This is a genomic window from Rhodopila sp. (genome assembly GCF_965277165.1).
GTDB lineage: Bacteria > Pseudomonadota > Alphaproteobacteria > Acetobacterales > Acetobacteraceae > Rhodopila.
This window is the reverse complement of the sequence record NZ_CBDICE010000006.1, coordinates 2,458,194-2,476,973: the sequence shown is the minus strand read 5'-3', so window position 1 is coordinate 2,476,973 and position 18,780 is coordinate 2,458,194. Positions and strand designations below refer to the sequence as shown.

The 18,780-nt window shown below is 66.8% G+C and carries 14 protein-coding genes; 9 read left to right on the top strand and 5 right to left on the bottom strand.

Translation table 11 applies throughout. The features are described from left to right. Nucleotides 1-146 precede the first annotated feature (146 nt). On the bottom strand, nucleotides 147-842 hold the full coding sequence (locus ACQY4Y_RS23590; RefSeq protein ID WP_428493703.1) for an ABC transporter ATP-binding protein: 696 nt from the start codon (nucleotides 840-842) through the stop codon (nucleotides 147-149). A gap of 85 nt (nucleotides 843-927) precedes the next feature. Further along, entirely contained in the window at nucleotides 928-1,680 is a 753-nt protein-coding gene (locus ACQY4Y_RS23585) for an ABC transporter ATP-binding protein (protein ID WP_428493010.1), read from the bottom strand. 325 nt (nucleotides 1,681-2,005) lie between these two features. Here ACQY4Y_RS23585 and ACQY4Y_RS23580 point away from each other — a divergent pair, with 325 nt between their 5' ends. From ACQY4Y_RS23580 to ACQY4Y_RS23570, 3 genes are all read left to right on the top strand, one after another. Then, on the top strand, nucleotides 2,006-3,523 hold the full coding sequence (locus ACQY4Y_RS23580; protein WP_428493009.1) for an efflux transporter outer membrane subunit: 1,518 nt from the start codon (nucleotides 2,006-2,008) through the stop codon (nucleotides 3,521-3,523). A 121-nt stretch (nucleotides 3,524-3,644) separates the two neighbouring features. Then, nucleotides 3,645-4,925, top strand: coding sequence for an efflux RND transporter periplasmic adaptor subunit (locus ACQY4Y_RS23575; RefSeq protein ID WP_428493008.1), 1,281 nt, complete (start codon nucleotides 3,645-3,647; stop codon nucleotides 4,923-4,925). A gap of 96 nt (nucleotides 4,926-5,021) precedes the next feature. Continuing rightward, complete coding sequence (locus ACQY4Y_RS23570) at nucleotides 5,022-8,255, top strand: efflux RND transporter permease subunit (protein ID WP_428493007.1); 3,234 nt, start codon at nucleotides 5,022-5,024, stop codon at nucleotides 8,253-8,255. 162 nt (nucleotides 8,256-8,417) lie between these two features. Here ACQY4Y_RS23570 and ACQY4Y_RS23565 read toward each other — a convergent pair whose 3' ends face one another. Further along, entirely contained in the window at nucleotides 8,418-8,612 is a 195-nt protein-coding gene (locus ACQY4Y_RS23565) for a hypothetical protein (RefSeq protein ID WP_428493006.1), read from the bottom strand. Between the two features lie 87 nt (nucleotides 8,613-8,699). On the opposite strand from ACQY4Y_RS23565, the gene ACQY4Y_RS23560 reads away from it, so the two are divergent. From ACQY4Y_RS23560 to ACQY4Y_RS23545, 4 genes are all read left to right on the top strand, one after another. Then, complete coding sequence (locus ACQY4Y_RS23560; protein ID WP_428493005.1) at nucleotides 8,700-11,816, top strand: efflux RND transporter permease subunit; 3,117 nt, start codon at nucleotides 8,700-8,702, stop codon at nucleotides 11,814-11,816. A gap of 784 nt (nucleotides 11,817-12,600) precedes the next feature. Next, nucleotides 12,601-12,903: a hypothetical protein gene (locus tag ACQY4Y_RS23555; protein WP_428493004.1), complete on the top strand. Its 303-nt coding sequence runs from the start codon at nucleotides 12,601-12,603 to the stop codon at nucleotides 12,901-12,903. Between the two features lie 225 nt (nucleotides 12,904-13,128). Beyond that, nucleotides 13,129-13,608, top strand: coding sequence for a thioesterase family protein (locus tag ACQY4Y_RS23550; protein WP_428493003.1), 480 nt, complete (start codon nucleotides 13,129-13,131; stop codon nucleotides 13,606-13,608). Between the two features lie 38 nt (nucleotides 13,609-13,646). Continuing rightward, nucleotides 13,647-15,002: a cytochrome P450 gene (locus ACQY4Y_RS23545; protein WP_428493002.1), complete on the top strand. Its 1,356-nt coding sequence runs from the start codon at nucleotides 13,647-13,649 to the stop codon at nucleotides 15,000-15,002. 12 nt (nucleotides 15,003-15,014) lie between these two features. On the opposite strand, the gene ACQY4Y_RS23540 is transcribed toward ACQY4Y_RS23545, so the two are convergent. Continuing rightward, nucleotides 15,015-15,572 carry a chloramphenicol phosphotransferase CPT family protein gene (locus ACQY4Y_RS23540; protein ID WP_428493001.1) on the bottom strand — a complete coding sequence of 186 codons (558 nt, stop codon included), beginning with the start codon at nucleotides 15,570-15,572 and terminating at the stop codon, nucleotides 15,015-15,017. 114 nt (nucleotides 15,573-15,686) lie between these two features. On the opposite strand from ACQY4Y_RS23540, the gene ACQY4Y_RS23535 reads away from it, so the two are divergent. Next, nucleotides 15,687-16,346: a hypothetical protein gene (locus ACQY4Y_RS23535; protein ID WP_428493000.1), complete on the top strand. Its 660-nt coding sequence runs from the start codon at nucleotides 15,687-15,689 to the stop codon at nucleotides 16,344-16,346. A 64-nt stretch (nucleotides 16,347-16,410) separates the two neighbouring features. Here ACQY4Y_RS23535 and ACQY4Y_RS23530 read toward each other — a convergent pair whose 3' ends face one another. Continuing rightward, a complete protein-coding gene (locus tag ACQY4Y_RS23530; protein WP_428492999.1) occupies nucleotides 16,411-17,751 on the bottom strand; it encodes an MFS transporter in 1,341 nt (446 codons plus the stop codon). A gap of 322 nt (nucleotides 17,752-18,073) precedes the next feature. On the opposite strand from ACQY4Y_RS23530, the gene ACQY4Y_RS23525 reads away from it, so the two are divergent. Continuing rightward, complete coding sequence (locus ACQY4Y_RS23525) at nucleotides 18,074-18,676, top strand: pyridoxamine 5'-phosphate oxidase family protein (protein WP_428492998.1); 603 nt, start codon at nucleotides 18,074-18,076, stop codon at nucleotides 18,674-18,676. Nucleotides 18,677-18,780 lie beyond the last annotated feature (104 nt).

The window sequence follows — 18,780 nt, the reverse complement described above, 5'->3', positions numbered from 1 at the left end:
ACTTCAATGATCATCCGGAGGCCGCCCCACCGCATCGTGGCGGCCTCAAGTGCACGTTCGCTCTGGTGGCATCACCAAAAGCGTGAATCGCCCGCTGAAACAATGACTGGCGGGGCATTATTGGGTCAACCAGACACGATAATGCCCTAGACCCCCAGATATTCGTGCAGCTTGTCCATGCTGGACCCGAGCAGATGGTTCGGGATCATATCGACGATCTTGCCGTGCTCCATCACATAATGCCGATCCGCCACGGTCGCGGCGAAGCGAAAATTCTGCTCCACCAGCAGCACGGTGAAGCCGCGATTCTTGATCTCGCGGATGGTGCGCCCGATCTGCTGCACGATCACCGGAGCCAGCCCCTCGGTCGGCTCGTCCAGCAGCAGCATCTTGGCTCCGGTGCGCAGGATCCGCCCGATCGCCAGCATCTGCTGCTCGCCGCCCGACAGCTTGGTGCCGTGCGCGGTGCGGGCGCGTTCCGCCAAATTGGGGAACAGCGCATAGACCTCGGCCACCGACAAACCGCCAGGGGCGATGACCGGGGGCAGCATCAGGTTCTCGGTCACCGACAGCGACCCGAAGATGCCGCGCTCCTCGGGACACAGCGCGATACCGGCCCGGGCGATCTGGTTCGGCATCAGCCCGACCATCTCGGCGCCGCGGAATTTCACCTGGCCTTCGCGGCGCGGCACCAGCCCCATGATCGACTTCATCGTCGTGGTCTTGCCGGCCCCGTTGCGCCCCAGCAGTGTGACAACCTCGCCCTCGCGCACCTCGAAGTCCACGCCGTGCAGGACATGGCTTTCGCCATACCAGGCATTCAGGCCCCTGATCTCAAGCATGGTGCTCAAGCATGGTGCTCAAGCATGGTGCTCAAGCATCGCGTCGCCCCGCCAAGATCATGCGTCCACGGTCATGCGTCGAAGGTCATGCGTCGACGGTGCCGAGATAGGCCGCGATCACCTCTTGGTTGGCCGACACCGTCTCATAGCTGCCCTCGGCCAGCACCTTGCCGCGGGTCAAGACCGTGATCGTGTCGCACAACCCCTCGACCACCGACAGGTTGTGCTCCACCATCAGGATGGTGCGGCCCTGGCGGATCCGCCGGATCAGCGCGACGATGCGGTCCACGTCACCATGCGCCATGCCGGCGGTCGGCTCGTCCAGCAGCATCATTTCGGGATCGAGTGCCAGCGTAGTGGCGATCTCCAGCGCTCGTTTCAAACCATACGAAAGGTCCGCTACCGGCGTCGCGGTGTATCCCGACAGCCCGACATCGAACAGCAATTGATGCGCCCGGTCGTCGAACACCTTCAGCGCGGATTCCGAACGCCAGAAGTCGAAGCTCGCACCGCGCGCCCGCTGCAACGCCAGCCGGACGTTCTCCAGCGCCGTCAGATGCGGGAACACCGCCGAGATCTGGAAACTGCGCACCAGCCCAAGCCGCGCCACCATGGCCGGTTTCATCCCGGTGATGTCGCGGCCCTTGAACCTGATGCTGCCCCGGGTCGGCGCCAGGAAACTGGTCAGCAGGTTGAAGCAAGTCGTCTTGCCGGCGCCGTTCGGACCGATCAGGGCGTGGATGGTGCCGGTCCGCACGCGCAAGGAAACATTGTCCACCGCAACGAAGCCGGCGAACTCACGCGTCAAGCCATCGGTTTCCAGGATGGTGTCGCTCACCCCCGGACGTCTCCCCGTTTGCAATTGATTCCAGTGTCAGGGCGTTTTGCATATACCGTGCCGCGGTGCAAGGCTGCGTGCCCCGGCCAATGCGGTGATTTGATCAGTCCTCGGTCACGCCGCGCGGCGTGAGATTTTCTGCCGCCACGACGGTTGCGATCATCGGCCGTCCGGCAACCGCCAACCCGTCACAACGAACGCCAAACGCCACCGGCAACCAAAACGCGCGCCCCCGCCCCGCCGGGTGAAAAAGCCGCAACCTCCCGCCGCCGGTCAACGAAAGCCTTTCCGGGGCGAACCGCCGCGTTATACCACGCAGCCGTTGGTGCATCGTCGTCCCCCGCCCCTGTGCTGGCGCCTGCTTGGCGCGATCTCGCTGCTGTCCGGTTGCGACATCGGCCATGACTACCGGCGCCCGCTGCTCGACGTCCCGGCCGCCTATCGCGCAACCAGCCAAACCGCGGTCGCCGCCTGGCCATCGGCCGACTGGTGGCGCGGCTTCCGCTCCGCCGAGTTGAACGACCTGATCGGCCAGGCCCGCGCGCAAAACCTCGACATCGCCGCCGCCATCGCCAGGGTGCGCCAGGCCGATGCCCAGGTGCGCATCGCCGGCGCGCCGTTGCTGCCCGACTTCAACGCCACCGCCAACGCCAGTTGGCAGCATCAGGGCCTGGGCACTGGCGGCAGCTTCAACGGCGGCGGGTTCGGGGCCTCGAATGCCAGCGTCGACTTCCACAGCTACGGCATCGGCCTCAGCGCCGCCTATGAACTCGACTTCTGGGGCCGCAACCGAGCCGCCCGTCGTTCTGCCGTGGCCTCGGCGGTGTTCAGCCGCTTCGACCAGCAGACCGTCGCCCTGACCATCGTCACCGAGGTCGCCAATACCTGGTTCGTCGCCCTGTCGCTTTCCGACCGCCTGGCGGTGGCGCGGCGCAACCTGGCTGACGCCGAACAGACCCAGCGAGTGATCCGAGGCCGCTTCGAGGCCGGCACCGCCAGCCGCCTGGATATCGCCCAGCAGGACGCCCTGGTGGCCGGCGAGCGCGCCCTGATCCCGGGCTTCGTCAGCCAGTTGCAACAGCAGGTCATCGGCCTCGGCATCCTCACCGGCCAACCCCCCGAACGCATCGCGGTCCGCCCCGGCACGCTGACCGATCTGGCGCTGCCCACGGTCGCGCCCGGGCTGCCCTCGGCGCTGCTGGCCCGCCGTCCCGACGTGGCCGAGGCCGAGGCTTTGCTGGTGGCGCAGAATTTCAACATCACCGTGGCAAGGGCGGCATTTTTCCCCACCATCCAGTTGACCGCCAGTGCCGGCTACCAGGCCGCGGCGCTGAACCAGTTGATTACCCCGGGCGGCGCCCTGGCCTCGCTGGCCGAGGGCCTGACGCTGCCGATCTTCGACGGCGGCACCTTGCGCGGCCAGCTCGATCTGGCCAAAGGCCGCTACGACGAGTTGCTGGCCGACTACCGAAAGGCGGTGATCCAGGCGTTCACCGATGTCGATAACGCGCTGACCGGCTGGCGCTACACCACCGAACAGGAACGGCTGCAGCGAGTCGCCGTCGACACCGCCCGCACCGCGGCAACAATCGCCCGCGCGCAGATGGCAGCCGGCACCGTCGATATCACCACCGTGCTGACCGCGGAGACCACCTTGTTCAGCGACGAGGACACATTGGTGCAGGTGCGTCTTGCGCGTGCGCAGGCGCTGCTAAGTCTATACAAGGCCCTGGGCGGCGGCTGGGCGGAACCGCCGGGGCCGATCAACGCCGGTTTCCCTGGCCTGGACCCTGGCCTGGTCACCGGCGGCGTGGCGCTTCCGATCGGAGAAAACATCAGATGACCGGCGGCTTGACGGCAGGGCAGGGCAGCGGCGCCAGACGACGAACCACGCGGCGACAACTCGACCGACAAGCCAGGTCCCACGGCCGCCTTGGTCGCCGCACCGCAGGGAAAGTCCCCGCATGGACGCACTGACACGCGAACCGGCCGACATCCGCGCGCGGCCCCGGCTGCGTCGATGGGGCATGGTCGCGCTGTGCCTGCTCCTCGCCGCCGCCATCGTCTACGCCATCTGGTTCTTCCCCGCCGCCGCCCCGCCCGCCGCCAAGCACAACGCCAATGCCGGCCAGCCGGTCCCGGTGCTCACCGCCCAGGCAAGCGCCAGGAACGTGCCGATCTACCTCGACGGCCTCGGCACCGTGCAGGCGTTCTACACCGTCACCATGAAGCCGATGGTCGATGGCCCGCTGATCGCGGTGAACTTCAAGGAAGGCCAGGATGTCCACAAGGGCGACGTGCTGGCCCAGATCGACCCGCGCACCTATCAGGCCGCGCTCGACAGCGCGGTGGCGAAGAAGGCCCAGGACCAGGCCCAGCTCAGCAACGCCCGCCTCGACCTCGCCCGCCAACAGAAGCTGGTCGCCAAAAACTACACCTCGGCCCAGCAGGCCGATACCGCCAAGGCCCAGGTGGCCCAGTTCGAGGCTCTGGTGCAGCAGGACCAGGCGCAGATCGACACCGCGCGGACCCAGCTCAGCTACACCACGATCACCGCCCCGGTCGATGGCCGCACCGGCATCCGCCTGGTCGATCCCGGCAACATCGTGCACGCCACCGACACCACCGGAATCGTGGTAATCACTCAGTTGCAACCGATCGCGGTGCTGTTCACCCTGCCGCAACAGGCGCTGCCGGCGGTGGCCCACGCGATGGCCGCCGCCAGCGCACCCAATGCCAGCGTACCCAATGGCAACGTACCGGTGCTGGCCTTCGCCCAAGACGCCGCGGGCGGCGCGGCCACGCTGCTCGATACCGGACGCCTGACCGTGCTGGACAACCAGGTCGATCCGACCACCGGCACGATCAAGCTGAAGGCGGTGTTCCCGAACCCCCACCGGCTGCTCTGGCCGGGCGGCTTCGTCCGCGTCCGGCTGCGCACCGAAACCGCCCACGACGCAATCGTGGTGCCGCCCTCGGCGATCCAGCGCGGCCCGCGCGGTCCCTATGTCTTCGTTATCGGCCATGATTTGAAGTCAGAACGAAAACTCGTCACCGTCGGCTACGAGGACGAGCAGCAATCGATCATCAAGGCCGGGCTGCGGGCCGGCGAGACCGTGGTCACCGATGGCGCCTCCCGGCTGGCGGACGGCACCAAGGTCAGCATCGCCAAACCGGACGCCGACGCCGCGCGCAGGCCCCAGCAACCGGCAGCTCCAGGGGTGGGTCGGGATGCGCCGCAATAGCCACCGGGCAGCTAAGCCGAGCGCCGGCGCCCCTCGGCTCCGCCCCCGTGGAACTTGCCAAACGCCGCCGGCCCCCCGAACCCATCGGTCTCTCCGATGAGCATCTCCGAACCGTTCATCGCCCGCCCGATCGCCACTTGGCTGCTGGCACTGGCGATCCTGCTGGCCGGCGCGCTGGGCTACCGGGCGCTGCCGGTCTCGGCGCTGCCGGAGGTCGACTTTCCCACCATCCAGGTCGTCACCCAGCTTCCCGGCGCCAGCCCCGAGACGACTGAAACCCTGATCACCGCCTCACTCGAACGCCAGTTCGGCCAGATCCCCGGGCTCGTGCTGATGACGTCGCAAAGCGCCGAGGGCACCAGCCAGATCACCCTGCAATTCGGCCTCAACCGGTCGATGGATTCCGCCGCCCAGGACGTCCAGGCGGCGATCAACGCCGCCGCCGCAACGCTGCCCACCAACCTGCCATACCCGCCGACCTACTCGAAGGTGAACCCGGCCGACGCGCCGATCCTCACCCTGGCGCTGACCTCGAACCGCGTCCCGATCGACGTCGTCAGCGACTCCGCCGATACCCTGCTGCAACCGAAACTGTCCGAAATCGCCGGCGTCGGGCGCGTCACGGTCCAAGGCGGGATGCGCCCCGCGGTCCGGGTGCGGGTCGATCCGGCCAGGCTGGCGGCCTACGGCCTGGCAATGGAGGATGTCCGCAACGCCGTCGCCGCCGCCAACGTCAACGGCGCCAAGGGCGGCTTCGACGGCTCCAGGCTGGCGTTCTCGCTCGGCGCCAACGATCAGTTGGTCGATGCCGCCGCCTACCGGAACCTGGTGATCGCCTGGCGCAACGGCGCCCCGGTGCGGCTCTCCGCGGTCGGCAGCGTCATCGGCGGCGTCGAGAACGACCGCGTCGCCGCAACCTACGATGGCACTTCGGCCGTGGTGCTCGACATCCAGCGCCAGCCCGGCGCCAACATCGTGCAGACCGTGCAGGCGATCCAGGAAGCACTGCCCCGGCTGCGCAAGGCAATGCCAACGGGCATCGACATCGCCGTCGTCACCGACCGCACCGAGACCATCCGCGCCTCGGTCGCCGACGTGCAATACACCCTGATAACCTCGGTGGTCCTGGTCGTGCTGGTGATCTTCGCCTTCCTGCGCAGCCCGCGCGCCACCTGCATCCCCGCTGTCGCGCTGCCGCTGTCGCTGATCGGCACCTTCGGCGTCATGCAGATGCTGGGCTATGGCCTCGACAACCTGTCGCTGATGGCGCTGACCGTCGCCACCGGCTTCGTCGTCGACGACGCCATCGTCATGATCGAAAACGTGGTCCGCTACATCGAACGCGGCGTGCCGCCACTCGAGGCCGCGTTCCGCGGCGCCGCCCAGATCGGCTTCACCATCGTCTCGCTCACCGTGTCGCTGATCGCGGTGTTCATCCCGCTGCTGTTCATGACCGGCGTGGTCGGCCGCCTGTTCAAGGAATTCTCCGTCACCCTGGCGGTTTCGGTCGTCGTCTCGGCGGTTATCTCGCTGACCCTCACCCCAATGATGTGCGGCCGCCTGCTGCGCCCTACCCACGACCACAAGCCCGGCCTGCTCGCCCGCATCAGCGAGCGCGGCTTCGATAAGCTGCTCGCCGGCTACCGCCGAACGCTGGACTGGAGCTTCACCCGCCAGCCCCTCGTCCTGGCGGTCGGCGCGCTAACCCTGGCCGGCACGCTCGGTCTCTACGCGGTGGTGCCAAAAGGCTTCCTGCCGCGCCAGGACACCGGCGTCATCCTGGCGGTCACCGAGGCCGCGCAAAGCGCCTCGATCCCCAAGCTGCTGGCACTCCAGACCCGCATGGCCGAGATCGTCCGCCGAGACCCCGCCGTCACCGGCGTGGTCTCCTTCGTCGGCGCCGGCACCATCAACACCACACCCAATACCGGGCGGCTGACCATCGCGCTGAAACCGGTCGGCCAGCGCGCCCCGCTCGACACCGTGCTGGCTCGGCTGAAGGCGGCAATCGCCCCGATCCCCGGAATCACCGCGTTCTTCCAGCCGGTGCAGGACATCCAGATCGGCACCAGGGTCAGCCGCACCCAATACCAATACACCCTGATGGATACCGACGCCGCCGAACTGGCCGTCTGGGCACCCCGGCTGCGCGCCAAACTCGCCACCCTGCCGCAACTGCGCGATGTCGCCAGCGATCAGCAGGACGACGGCTTGCGCACCCAGATCGTAGTCGACCGCGATGCCGCGATGCGCCTCGGCGTGTCGATGCAAGCGGTCGAGGACACCCTCTACGACAGCTTCGGCCAGCGCCAGATCTCCACCATCTTCGGCCAGGCCAACCAATACCGCGTGGTGCTGGAGGCCGATCCGCTATGGCAGGCCGATCCCGACAGCCTGCGGCTGCTGCGCATACCCGCCACCGCCCAGCCGCCCGGCACAACCGGCGCCCAAGGGTCCGCCACCACCCAAGGGTCCGCCACCGCCCAAGGGTCCGCCACCACCCAAGGGTCCGCCACTACTCAAGGGTCCGGCACAACCCCCGCCCAGATGCCCGCCACACCCACCGCCCAGGTGCCGCTCTCGGCGATCGCGCGCATCGAAAAAGTCACCGCCCCGCTGGTGATCACCCACCAGGAGCAATTTCCCGCCGTCACTCTCAGCTTCGACCTCGCGCCGGGTTACGCGCTGGGCAACGCCGTCAACGCCATCGCCCGCGCCGCCACCGACATCGGCATGCCGCAAACCATCACCGGCAACTACTCGGGCGACGCCGCCGAGTTCCAGTCCTCGCTGGCCGCCGAACCCTGGCTGATCCTCGCCGCGGTGGTGGTGATCTACATCGTGCTCGGCGTGCTCTACGAAAGCTGGATCCACCCGATCACCATTCTGTCCACTCTGCCGTCGGCCGGTATCGGCGCATTGCTCGCGCTGATGGTCTGCGGCATCGATCTGTCGCTGGTGGCACTTGTCGGCATCGTGCTGCTGATGGGCATCGTCAAGAAGAACGCCATCATGATGGTGGATTTCGCGATCGAGGCCGAACGCACCCGCGGCCTGTCTTCGCAAGAAGCGATGCGCGAGGCCTGCCTGCTGCGCTTCCGCCCGATCATGATGACCACCATGGCCGCCCTGCTCGGCGCGCTGCCGCTGGTGCTGGAACGCGGCGCCGGGTCGGAACTGCGCTACCCGCTGGGTGTCACCATCATCGGCGGCCTGCTGCTGTCGCAGTTCCTCACGCTCTACACCACCCCGGCAGTCTACATGGCGTTCGAAACCCTGCGTCTGCGTCTGATCGGTCCCCGTCCAGCCGAACCGGCGGCGGCGGAGTGAGTCCCAAAGATCAGGCGGACCGATCTCGCCCCTCACCCTAAACCTATCAAAGCAATGATCCGAGATTTCGCGTGCTATTATCCTGATCGTTTCCGCCGGGGCTCACAACGGGAGCGCGTCGCCAACATGCCGAGCCCGCGCTTTTCATCCGGTTGCGGGATACTAATTCCCCAGCGCCCGATCCACCTTGCGCCCGGTCGCCTGCGCCGGCCCCTGCGGCGGATTCAGCGTGTCCTGCACCTTCTGTCCGGCGTTATCGAGGCTTTGCCCGGCCTTCTCCGCCGGTCCTTCCTGGTGGCAGGCGGCCAGGCCCGCCATCATCAGGGTGCAGCCAGCGATCAGCAGCATTCGACGCATCGACATCTCGCAAAAAGTGGGGACTCCCTCAACGACAGCGCTGCCTCCCGGTTGCATCCCCGCTCGCGCGCGGGAAAGAGCTGACCGATGCGCTTCTCCGATCTGTTCATCCCCCGCCCGGTCGCCACCATCCTGCTCTCGATCGGGCTGATGCTGTCGGGCCTCGTCGCCTACCGCTTTCTCCCCGTCGCCGCACTGCCCAGCGTCGATATCCCCACCATCATCGTGTTCGCCGCCCGCCCCGGCGCGGACCCCGAAACCATGGCCAACTCGATCGCCGCCCCACTGGAGCGCCGCCTCGGGGTGATCGCCGGCGTCACCGAGATCACCTCGGTCTCCGCGGTCGGCAACACCTCGATCATCATCCAGTTCGACATCGACCGAGACATCAACGGCGCCGCCCACGACGTGCAGGCCGCGCTCAACGCCGCCACCGTGGACCTGCCCGCGGACCTGCCGACCCGGCCCTATTACCGCAAGTTCAACCCCGCCGACGCGCCGGTGCTGCAGATCGCGCTGTCCTCGTCCACGCTGTCCACCGCCCAGATCTACGACGCCGCCGACACTATGCTGGCGCAGCGCCTGTCGCAGTCGCCAGGCGTGGCACAGGTCACCGTCAACGGGTCGGAGAAACCGGCGGTTCGGATCCAGCTCGATCCCGCCCGCCTCGCCGCCGCCGGGCTGTCCGCAGAGGACGTCTATACCGTCGTCCGGGGCGCCAACGTGCTGCAACCGCTGGGCGGCTTCGAGGGCCCGGCCCAGGCGTCCTCGATCGGCATCAACGGCCAGATCTGGCAGGCCGCGCAATACCGCCCGCTGATCATCAAGACCGTCAAGGGCGCCATCCTGCGGCTGTCCGACGTCGCCCGCGTGATCAACAGCACCACCAACACCAGGCTGGCCGCCTGGGACGGAAAGCAGCCGGCGATCCTGCTCACCATCCACAAGGCAGCCGGTGCCAACGTCATCGCCACCGCCGACCGCGTGCGCGCGCTGTTGCCGCAACTGCTGCGCTGGCTGCCGCCGGGCATCCAGGTCTCGGTGATGTCCGATCGCACCACCACGATCCGAGCCAGCGTGGCCGATGTGCAGTACACCCTGCTGATCACCGTCGCTTTGGTGCTGATGGTGGTGCTGATCTTCATGCGCCGGCTGATCCCCACTTTGGCCGCCGCCGTCACCGTGCCGCTCTCGATCAGCGGAACCCTCGCCGGCATGTGGTTCATGGGCTACGCGATCGACAACTTCTCGCTCATGGCGCTCACGGTTTCCGTCGGCTTCGTGGTCGACGACGCCATCGTGATGATCGAGAACATCGTGCGCCACGCCGAACGCGGCATGCCCCCGATGCAGGCCGCCCGGGTCGGCGCCCGCCAGATCGGCTTCACTGTGATGTCGATCAGCATCTCGCTGGTCGCGGTATTCATCCCGCTGCTGTTCATGGGCGGCATCCTGGGCCGGCTGTTACACGAATTCGCCATGACCCTGACCATGGCGATCGCGGTCTCCGCCGTGGTCTCGCTGTCGGTGACGCCGATGATCTGCGGCCGCTACATGACCGTCGCCGAACCCCAAGGCGGGCACGGAAGACTATGGCGGATCATCGACGCCGCGCTGCGGCGCACCCAGCAATTCTATGCCCGCACTCTGGACTGGGCGTTGGCGCACCGGGTGTTCATGCTGCTGCTGACGCTGCTCACCGTCGTGCTGACGATAAGGATGTACGGCGTGGTGCCGAAGGGCTTCATGCCGCAGCAGGATACCGGCATCATCCAGGGCTCGACCCAGGCCGACCCCGACGTCTCATTCCAGACCATGGAACACCTGCAGCGCCAGGCGGTCGATGTGCTGCTGGCCGACCCGGCCATCGCCACGGTGTCTTCCACCGTCGGCGTGTCGTCCGGCTGGTCCTCGCTGAACCGAGGCTGGATGACCATCGGCCTGAAGCCGCGCAGCCAGCGATCGCTCTCGGCCGAGGCGGTCATCGACCGCCTGCGCGGCGAGCTGGGTCGGGTGAAGGGCATCCAGACTTTCCTGTTCTCGGCCCAGGACCTGCGCGGCGGCGGCCGCCAGGGCGGCTCGCAATACCAATACGCGCTGACCGCGCAAAACCTCGGCCAGATGCGGCACTGGGCGCAGGCGCTGGAGGACAAGCTGAAGCACACGCCAGGCCTGGTCGACGTCGCCTCCGACCAGGACAAGGCGGGCCCGCAGATCAACGTGATCATCGACCGCGACGCCGCGGCAAGGCTGGGCGTGCGCACCAGCGACATCGACGACGCGCTGAACAACGCCTACGCCCAGCGCCAGGTCTCCACCATCTACGCCCAAAGCAACCAGTACAAGGTGGTGCTGGAGATCGACCCAAGGCTGCAGACCGATCCCTCGCTGCTCAGCCGCCTTTACGTCGGAGCCGCAGACGGCGCACAGGTGCCGCTGTCGGCGGTGGCGCACTTCGAGCGCGGTACAACCCCGCTCGCGGTGCGCCACCAGGGCCAGTTCCCCACCGCCACGCTCAGCTTCAACCTGGCCCCCGGCGTCGCGCTGCAAACCGGCGAAACCGCGGTCGAGAACGCCGCCCGCGAACTGCGCATGCCCGACAACGTCCATACCGGCTTCGCCGGCAACGCCGAGTATTTGAAAAAGTCGCTCGCTTCCCAGCCGCTGCTGATCGCGGCGGCATTTATCTCGATCTACATCGTGCTGGGCGTGCTCTACGAAAGCTTACTGCACCCGCTGACCATCATTTCCACCCTGCCATCGGCCGGCCTCGGCGCCCTGCTGGCGCTGTGGCTGACCGGAACCGAGCTCTCGGTCATGGGGCTGATCGGGATCATCCTGCTGATGGGGATCGTCAAGAAGAACGCCATCATGATGGTCGATTTCGCTCTGGAACAAGAACGCCAGCGCGGCCTGTCACCGTTCGAGGCGATCCATTCCGCCTGCCTGGAACGCTTCCGCCCGATCATCATGACCACCCTGGCCGCATTGCTCGGAGCGCTGCCGCTGGCGTTCGCCTTCGGCACCGGGTCCGAGCTACGCCGCCCCTTAGGCATCGCCATCGTCGGCGGCCTGATCGTGTCGCAGATGCTCACGCTCTACACCACGCCGGTGGTGTATCTGGCGCTGGAACGCCTGGCCGGTCGCCGTGGCGCTATCTGGCACCCGATGTCACCCGAACCCGGCCCGCTCAGCGCGGAATGAGGCCCCCCAGGGGAGGCGGCTGGGCGGCCAGTCGGAAGCGGCCAGTCGGAAGCGGCCAGTCGGAAGCGGCCAGTCGGAAGCGGCCAGTCGGAAGCGGCCAGTCGGAAGCGGCCAGTCGGAAGCGGCCAGTCGGAAGCGGCCAGTCGGAAGCGGCCAGTCGGAAGCGGCCAGTCGGAAACGGCCAGTCGGAAACGGCCAGTCGGAAACGGCCAGTCTGGCAACGGGGGCGATCGCGGAACCGATTTTGGTGCGGCCGCTCAGCGCAGCACAAAAGTGACATATCCGGCAGCCACCCAGACCACGAGCGACAGGATCACGCCATGCACCAGGCCACGCATCATGCGTTCCTGATCGCAGGTCGCGAGCTTCACCTGAACTCCCGTTGGGGGCCTGGACCGGTTGATTGCCGGAGTTTGCCGCATCGAACGCTCCTTTGTCGGCGTCTTCGATAACAGGCTGGTGATAGGCCGCCAATTGGAATCAAATGGTCGCGAGCGAATCGAATCCCCCGAGCTCCAGATTTCGTGAATTAGGAGTAACAATATACCGTAATAAATATGGTATCATATATTATGCTATTACGAATCAAAAATTTCGACTTATTCAAACCATATCAGAACGTTGTCGGCGGCACATAAGACATAGCCTCATTCCCGATCCAAAAAACGTTATGGCACTATTTCTTTCATCAGAAAGTAGTTGCAAGCTCACGGGAATGTGAGGTCATCTATCACTTATCTGTGAACAGGCCGGCGTCGCCCGGCCGCCGTTGAGGAGGATCAAAATGCAAATACCGCGTAGCTCCGCCAGGCTGCCCACCGGCACTGCATTCGATATTCCCGACTTGCTCCTGCTCCAGGCCTGGACCGAGTTCCACGGCCTGCGCATGGCAATCGAACTCGACGTCTGCGCCGAAGGCGAGGAATACGAGGAACTCCTGGCGCTGTACGAGAAAAATTGCGCGTTCCGCCGCTGGATGCTGTGGCGCTCGTGCGACGGTATCTTCGTGCAGCCGGCAAACGGACGCACCATGCTGTTCGACGCCATGTCCGAAGTGCTTGAAATCCTGATCCCGTTTCGCGAGTGACAGCCGCGCCGCACACCGCGCTCGTCCCCACCCCGCGAGCCGCCGGCGCCGCGACCCCTGGGCTCCAGCCCGACCCAGGCCACTGACAACAAAAAGCCAGGGCCCCAGGCTGATGTTCACTCGCTATGGCAAACTTCAGGCGCGGAACACTGGCGCTTTCGCCGCTTGACCGATACCGGCCGCGCCAACAGGCTGCCCGCCGCGCAACTACCAAAGGCAACCCGCTTGATCAGCCGGCCAATCATCGAACACCACGACCAGGTCCGCCCGGAGTGGATCGACTCCAACAACCACATGAACCTTGCCTACTACGTCGTGGTGTTCGATTACGCCACCGACGCGCTCTACCGCACGCTGGAGATCGGCGACGCCTACCGCCAGGCCTCCGGCAATTCCTGCTTCACCGCTGAAACCCACACGCTCTATGAACGCGAGGTCCACCTCGACGACCGCCTCCTGGTGCGCACTTGGCTGCTCGGCGCCGACACCAAACGCATCCATTACTTACACGAAATGTTCCACGCGGAAAGCGGCGACCGCTCGGCGGTGCAGGAATTGATGGCGCTGCACATCGACATGGCGGTCCGTCGGGTGCGGCCATTCCCATCCGACCAGTACGCCGCCCTGCGGCGCGCGGTCAGCGAATACGCCCCCGCCACGCCGCCGAACGGCGCCGGCCGCAGAATCGCGCTGCCCAATAGGTGAATGGGCGCGCCTGGCCGGAACACCCATATAGCCAGCCGATGACCCTGCGTCCCGCCGTTCCCGACCCACCCGAGGCGCCGCTGAAGCTGCGCGCTTTCCTGCGCGCGATCCGCACCAATACCCTGACCATCTGGCCGCGCAGTGCCTATCACCAGGACAGCACGGTGCGCCGCTTCATGGGGCGCACCAACGTGCTGCTGAACGCACCCGAGGCGATCCACCACGTCCTGGTCGGCAATCCGGCAAACTATCGCCGTTCCCCCGCCTCGATCCGCATCCTGCGACCGATCACCGGCGCCGGCCTGCTGCTGGCCGACGGCGAGGACTGGAAGTTCCAGCGCCGCACGGTCGCCCCGGCGCTGACCCCGCGGGTAATGCCAATGCTGGGCCGCCACGTCGCAACCGTGACCCACACAGCCCTCGCCCGGCTGGAAGCGCAGGCCGATCAACCGATCGACCTGCTGGCCACCATGCAGACCCTGGCGCTGGACATCGCCGGGCGGTCCATGTTCTCGCTGGAGATGGATCAGTACGGTCCGCCGATGCGGCGAATGCTGACCGAATTCGGCGCCAGCCATGCCCAGCCGCGTATGCTCGACATGCTGCTGCCGCCGGCGATCCCGACACCCGCTGATATCGGCCGCGCCCGCTTCAGACAACGCTGGATGGCATTGATCGAGACCATGCTGCGCGCCCGCCTGGCAACCCCGCAACCGGACCAGCCGCGCGATCTCTTCGATCTGCTGCGGGCCGCCCGCGACCCCGAAACCGGCGCCGGTTTCTCCCCTGCGCAACTGCGCGACCAGATCGCCACGCTGATCGTCGCCGGACACGAAACCACTGCCGTCACCCTGTTCTGGGCACTGACCATGCTGGCCGATGCGCCAACCGAGCAGGACTGGCTGGCAAGCGAGACCGCCGCCGTCACCATCGAACCCGAGGCTGCCTGCGAAACCGTGGCCACGCTGGACCGCACCCGCGCGGTGGTGAACGAGACACTGCGGCTGTTTCCCGCCGCATTCACCATCGTGCGCGAGGCCATCGGCGGCGACCGCATCGGCGACCTCGAGCTACCGCCGCGAACCCTGGTGATGATCGCGCCCTGGGTGCTGCACCGCCATCACGGCCTGTGGCGCGACCCCGAGACTTTCCGCCCGGCCCGGTTCATGCCCGATCAGCCGCCGCCGCCGCGCTTCGCTTTCCTGCCGTTCGGCGCCGGGCCAAGGGTGTGTGTCGGCGCCCAGTTCGCGATGACCGAGGCTGTCCTGGTGCTCGCCGCGCTCACCGGCCGGTTCCGCTTCACCCGAACCGATACCCGCCCCGTCCTGCCAGTCGGCATCGTGACCACGCAACCCGATCACCTAGCCATGGTCCGCCTGACGCCGCGCCACTGAACAAGCCCAAACTCAAAGCCCAAACGCATCGCGGATCTGCTCCGCGTTCTCCAGCGGCGTGGTCCGGCCCGCATCGATCCTCAGATCGTAAACCATCTCCCGATGCACACGATCATATTGCCAGCGCGCCAAACCCAACTGCCGATCGCCGCGCCCGCGCTCCCTCGCTTCCAACACCTCCAGCGGCGCGAACAGACCGACAAGGCGAACTTCGAACCCAGCCATCAGCGAACGGTAGTCCCGCGCCTTCTCCGCGCCGATCATCACCTCATCGACGATCAGGTTGTTCCCGGCCGCGGCCATCGCCGCCACCGCGCCACGCATGCCCCGCATCGCCCGCTCGACCACCGGCCCCGACCGGACCCTGACCAAGGGCTGTTCCCGCCCCTCGATCGTCTCCAGCATCAAGCCGTCCGGGTGGCCCAGCATGGAAGCCGGCAGCATGTCGATGAACGCGTCCATCGCAACATGCAGGAACGGTCTCACCACGATCATCTGCAGCGCCCGCGCGGTCGAACTTTTGCCCACGCTGCCAACGCCATTAAGAATGATTACCTGGATTTGTGCCATCACGGTTTACCAATTCGCCGTGTATTTGGGAAGAAAGTCTTGCAATCTGCCTGACGTTCACATATTGTTCAAGCAACGAACGTCGAACCCCAACCCCAACCCAAACCGAGGCCCATGTCGCAGCCACCTGCCACCAACCCCGCCATCCTCGACACCGTCCTCGGCCACCTGGCCCGCCATTTTCTCGTCGCCACCAACGGCGACCTGCCCGCAGCCCGCGACGCCGCCGGCTGCCTGCTCGCCGCCTACCACACGACAACCGACGCCGAACTCGAACTCGCTGCCGACATCGTCAGCTTCAGCTTCCACGCGCTTGAGGCGCTCAGCGATTCCGCCGCGCCCGACCTGTCGCTGAACCAGAAGCTGCGGCTGCGCGCCGGCGCGGTCAATCTCAGCCGCGAGGGCCACAAGGCCCGCCGCAAGCTCGATCAACTGATGTCCGCCCGCGCCGACGCCTCACAAGCGCCCGCCGACCTCGCCCCGAAAGCCGCCGCGGCGCCACCGCCGCTCGGCCCCGAACCTCTCGCCGGCTGCGAAATCCCCGCCGCCAGCGAAACCGCCGCGCCAACCCTGGCCGCCAACCCACCGCCGTCAATCCAACCGCCGCTCCAGACTCCGCAAGACAGCGGCAGAGGCCTGCCCTGGACACGCTCCGCCCGGCAGCGCCACGCGGCGCGCATCATCACCGAGAACCTCCGCCGCAATGCCGCAAACGCCGCCCAGGCGGCGGCAGCCGTCGTGCCATCGACCCAGCCCGGTCCCCCGCCAGCCTGACCCCGCCAACCCGATCCCGCCAGCCTTATCCCCATGGTCTCTGGCCCACCTGACCCAGACCGCGTCACCCCGCCGCCACCGCAACCGCCCTGCCGCCCCGGGCGATCCGCAGCACCAGCAGCGCCGCCATCAGGCAGGCGATGCCGCTCGCCAGGAACGCCGGAACGTAACTGCCGGTCAGATACCGAGTCTCGCCCGTCCCCAGCGCCGCCAGCGCCCCGCCGATCTGATGCCCGGCCACGATCCACGACACGATCACCGGCGCGTCGTCCTTGCCAAACACCTCGTTAGTCAGCGCCACCGTCGGGGGCACCGTCGCCACCCAGTCCAGCCCGTAGAAAGCGGCAAAGATCGTCAGGCTGACCACGTCGAAATTAGTGAACGGCAGCACCACCAGCGAAAGCCCTCGCAACCCATAATACCAGAACAACAGGATCCGAGGGTCGAAGCGGTCGGTCAGGTAGCCCGAAATCGTGGTGCCGAACAGGTCGAACACCCCCATCGCCGCCAGCAGCCCCGCGGCGCTGACCTCGGCGATGCCGTGATCCACGCAGAACGGGATCAGATGCGTCGCCACCAACCCGCTGGTGGAAAACCCGCACACCGAGAAACTGATGAACAGCAGCCAGAAATCGACCGACCGCGCCCCCCGCAGCAACCCCGCGATCGCGATGCCGAACGCCCCCAATCGCGCCGGCGGTCCTGCCACCCCCGACAACGCCGGCGGTCCCACAACTCCAGATCGCGTCGGCGGTCCCGCCGCCGCCCGCGTTGGCGGTGCTACCACCTCCTCCGATCCGAACGGTCCCAGCCCGATCGAGGCCGGACTCTCCGGCAGCACCAACAGCACCACCGGGATCAACACCAGGATCACGCCGGCGACCACCAGCGGCACGATATGCCAGCTATGCGACACCACCAGCCGAGCCAACAGCGGCAAGAACACCAATTGCCCGGACGCATTGCTCGCCGTCAGCAGCCCCACCACCAGGCCACGCCGGCGCGCGAACCAGCGGTTGGCGATCGCCGTCGCCAGCCCGACCATGCCGGCCCCCGATCCCAGCCCGACCAGCACACCCCAGGTCAGATACAACTGCCAGATGTCGGACACGAACGCACTCAGCCCGGACCCCAGGACCAGCAGGGCCATCGAGCACAGCACCGTCCGCTTCAGCCCGATCACCTGGATCAGCGCGGCGGCGAACGGCCCGACCAGCCCGAACAGCAGCAGGTTCAGCGACACCGCCCCCGAGACTACCGCCGCGTTCCACCCAAACGCCCGCTCCAGCGGCACGATCAGCACGCTCGGCGTCGCCCGAACCCCCACCGAGGCAAGGATCACGACAAACATCAGCGCCACCACCACCCAAGCGTAGTGCAGCCGCCCGGCAAACAGCCGCGCCATCACCCCAGGTCCCACGCCGAATTCCAACCAATGTCGGTCAACTCATGACGGTCGTCATATCGATGTCAACCACCACTCCACCGCCACCCCGCGGCATGCCGCCCGTCACCCACCCACGTCTCGTCACCCACCCACGTCTCGTCACCCATCCACGTCTCGCCGCCCACCCCATGTCACGGCCCGCCCCGCTCACCCACGTCACGCCGTGCCGAAACCATTCGTGCCGCGCCAATCGTCGCCCCCGATCCCACGCCGAAGTGCCACGCTGATGTGGCACGCGCTGATGTGCTATGCTGAATTCCATCCGCGGGGAGACCGCTCAATGACCGAACCAAGGCCGTTTTATCACGACGGCATGCGCGCGTTGCAGGACCGGTTCGATGGCCGCCGCGTCGCCGACAGACTGGCCCAGCACCGCCGCCGATACGATTTCTGGGACGAAGACCGCGCCTTGATCGAGGCCGCGCCGTTCTTCTTCATCGCCACATCGTTCGGCGACTACAGCGATTGCAGCATGCGCTCCGGCATGCCCGGCTTCGTCAAGATCGTCGCCCTCGGCACCCTCGAGTTCCCCGAATACGACGGCAACTCGATGTATCGCACGCTGGGCAACATCAGCCGAAACCCCAATGTCGGGCTGCTATTCGTTAAATTCGACGGCACCACCGCCCGCATCCGCATCAACGGCCGAGCCGCCATCGTGGACGATGCCGACACCCTGGCGCGCCACCACGGGGCAAAACTTGTGGTGCGCGTCGAATGTGAGATGTTCTCCAATTGCCCGCGCGCGGTGCATGATCTTCAGGGCGGACGATTGTCCGGCTACCTGCCGCGCCCCGGCTACGACCCGCCCGCGCCGGAATGGAAAAGCCGGGACTATATCAAGGACATCCTGCCCCGGAATGACCCTCACCGCGGTGAATGATCACCCAAGGCGCCCCGACACCCGCCTGGCGCATCGTTCGATCGCAAGATTGTTACGGTGGTGGACATTCCGCCCAGCTCCATCGTGCTGTAGTGTTCCATCCT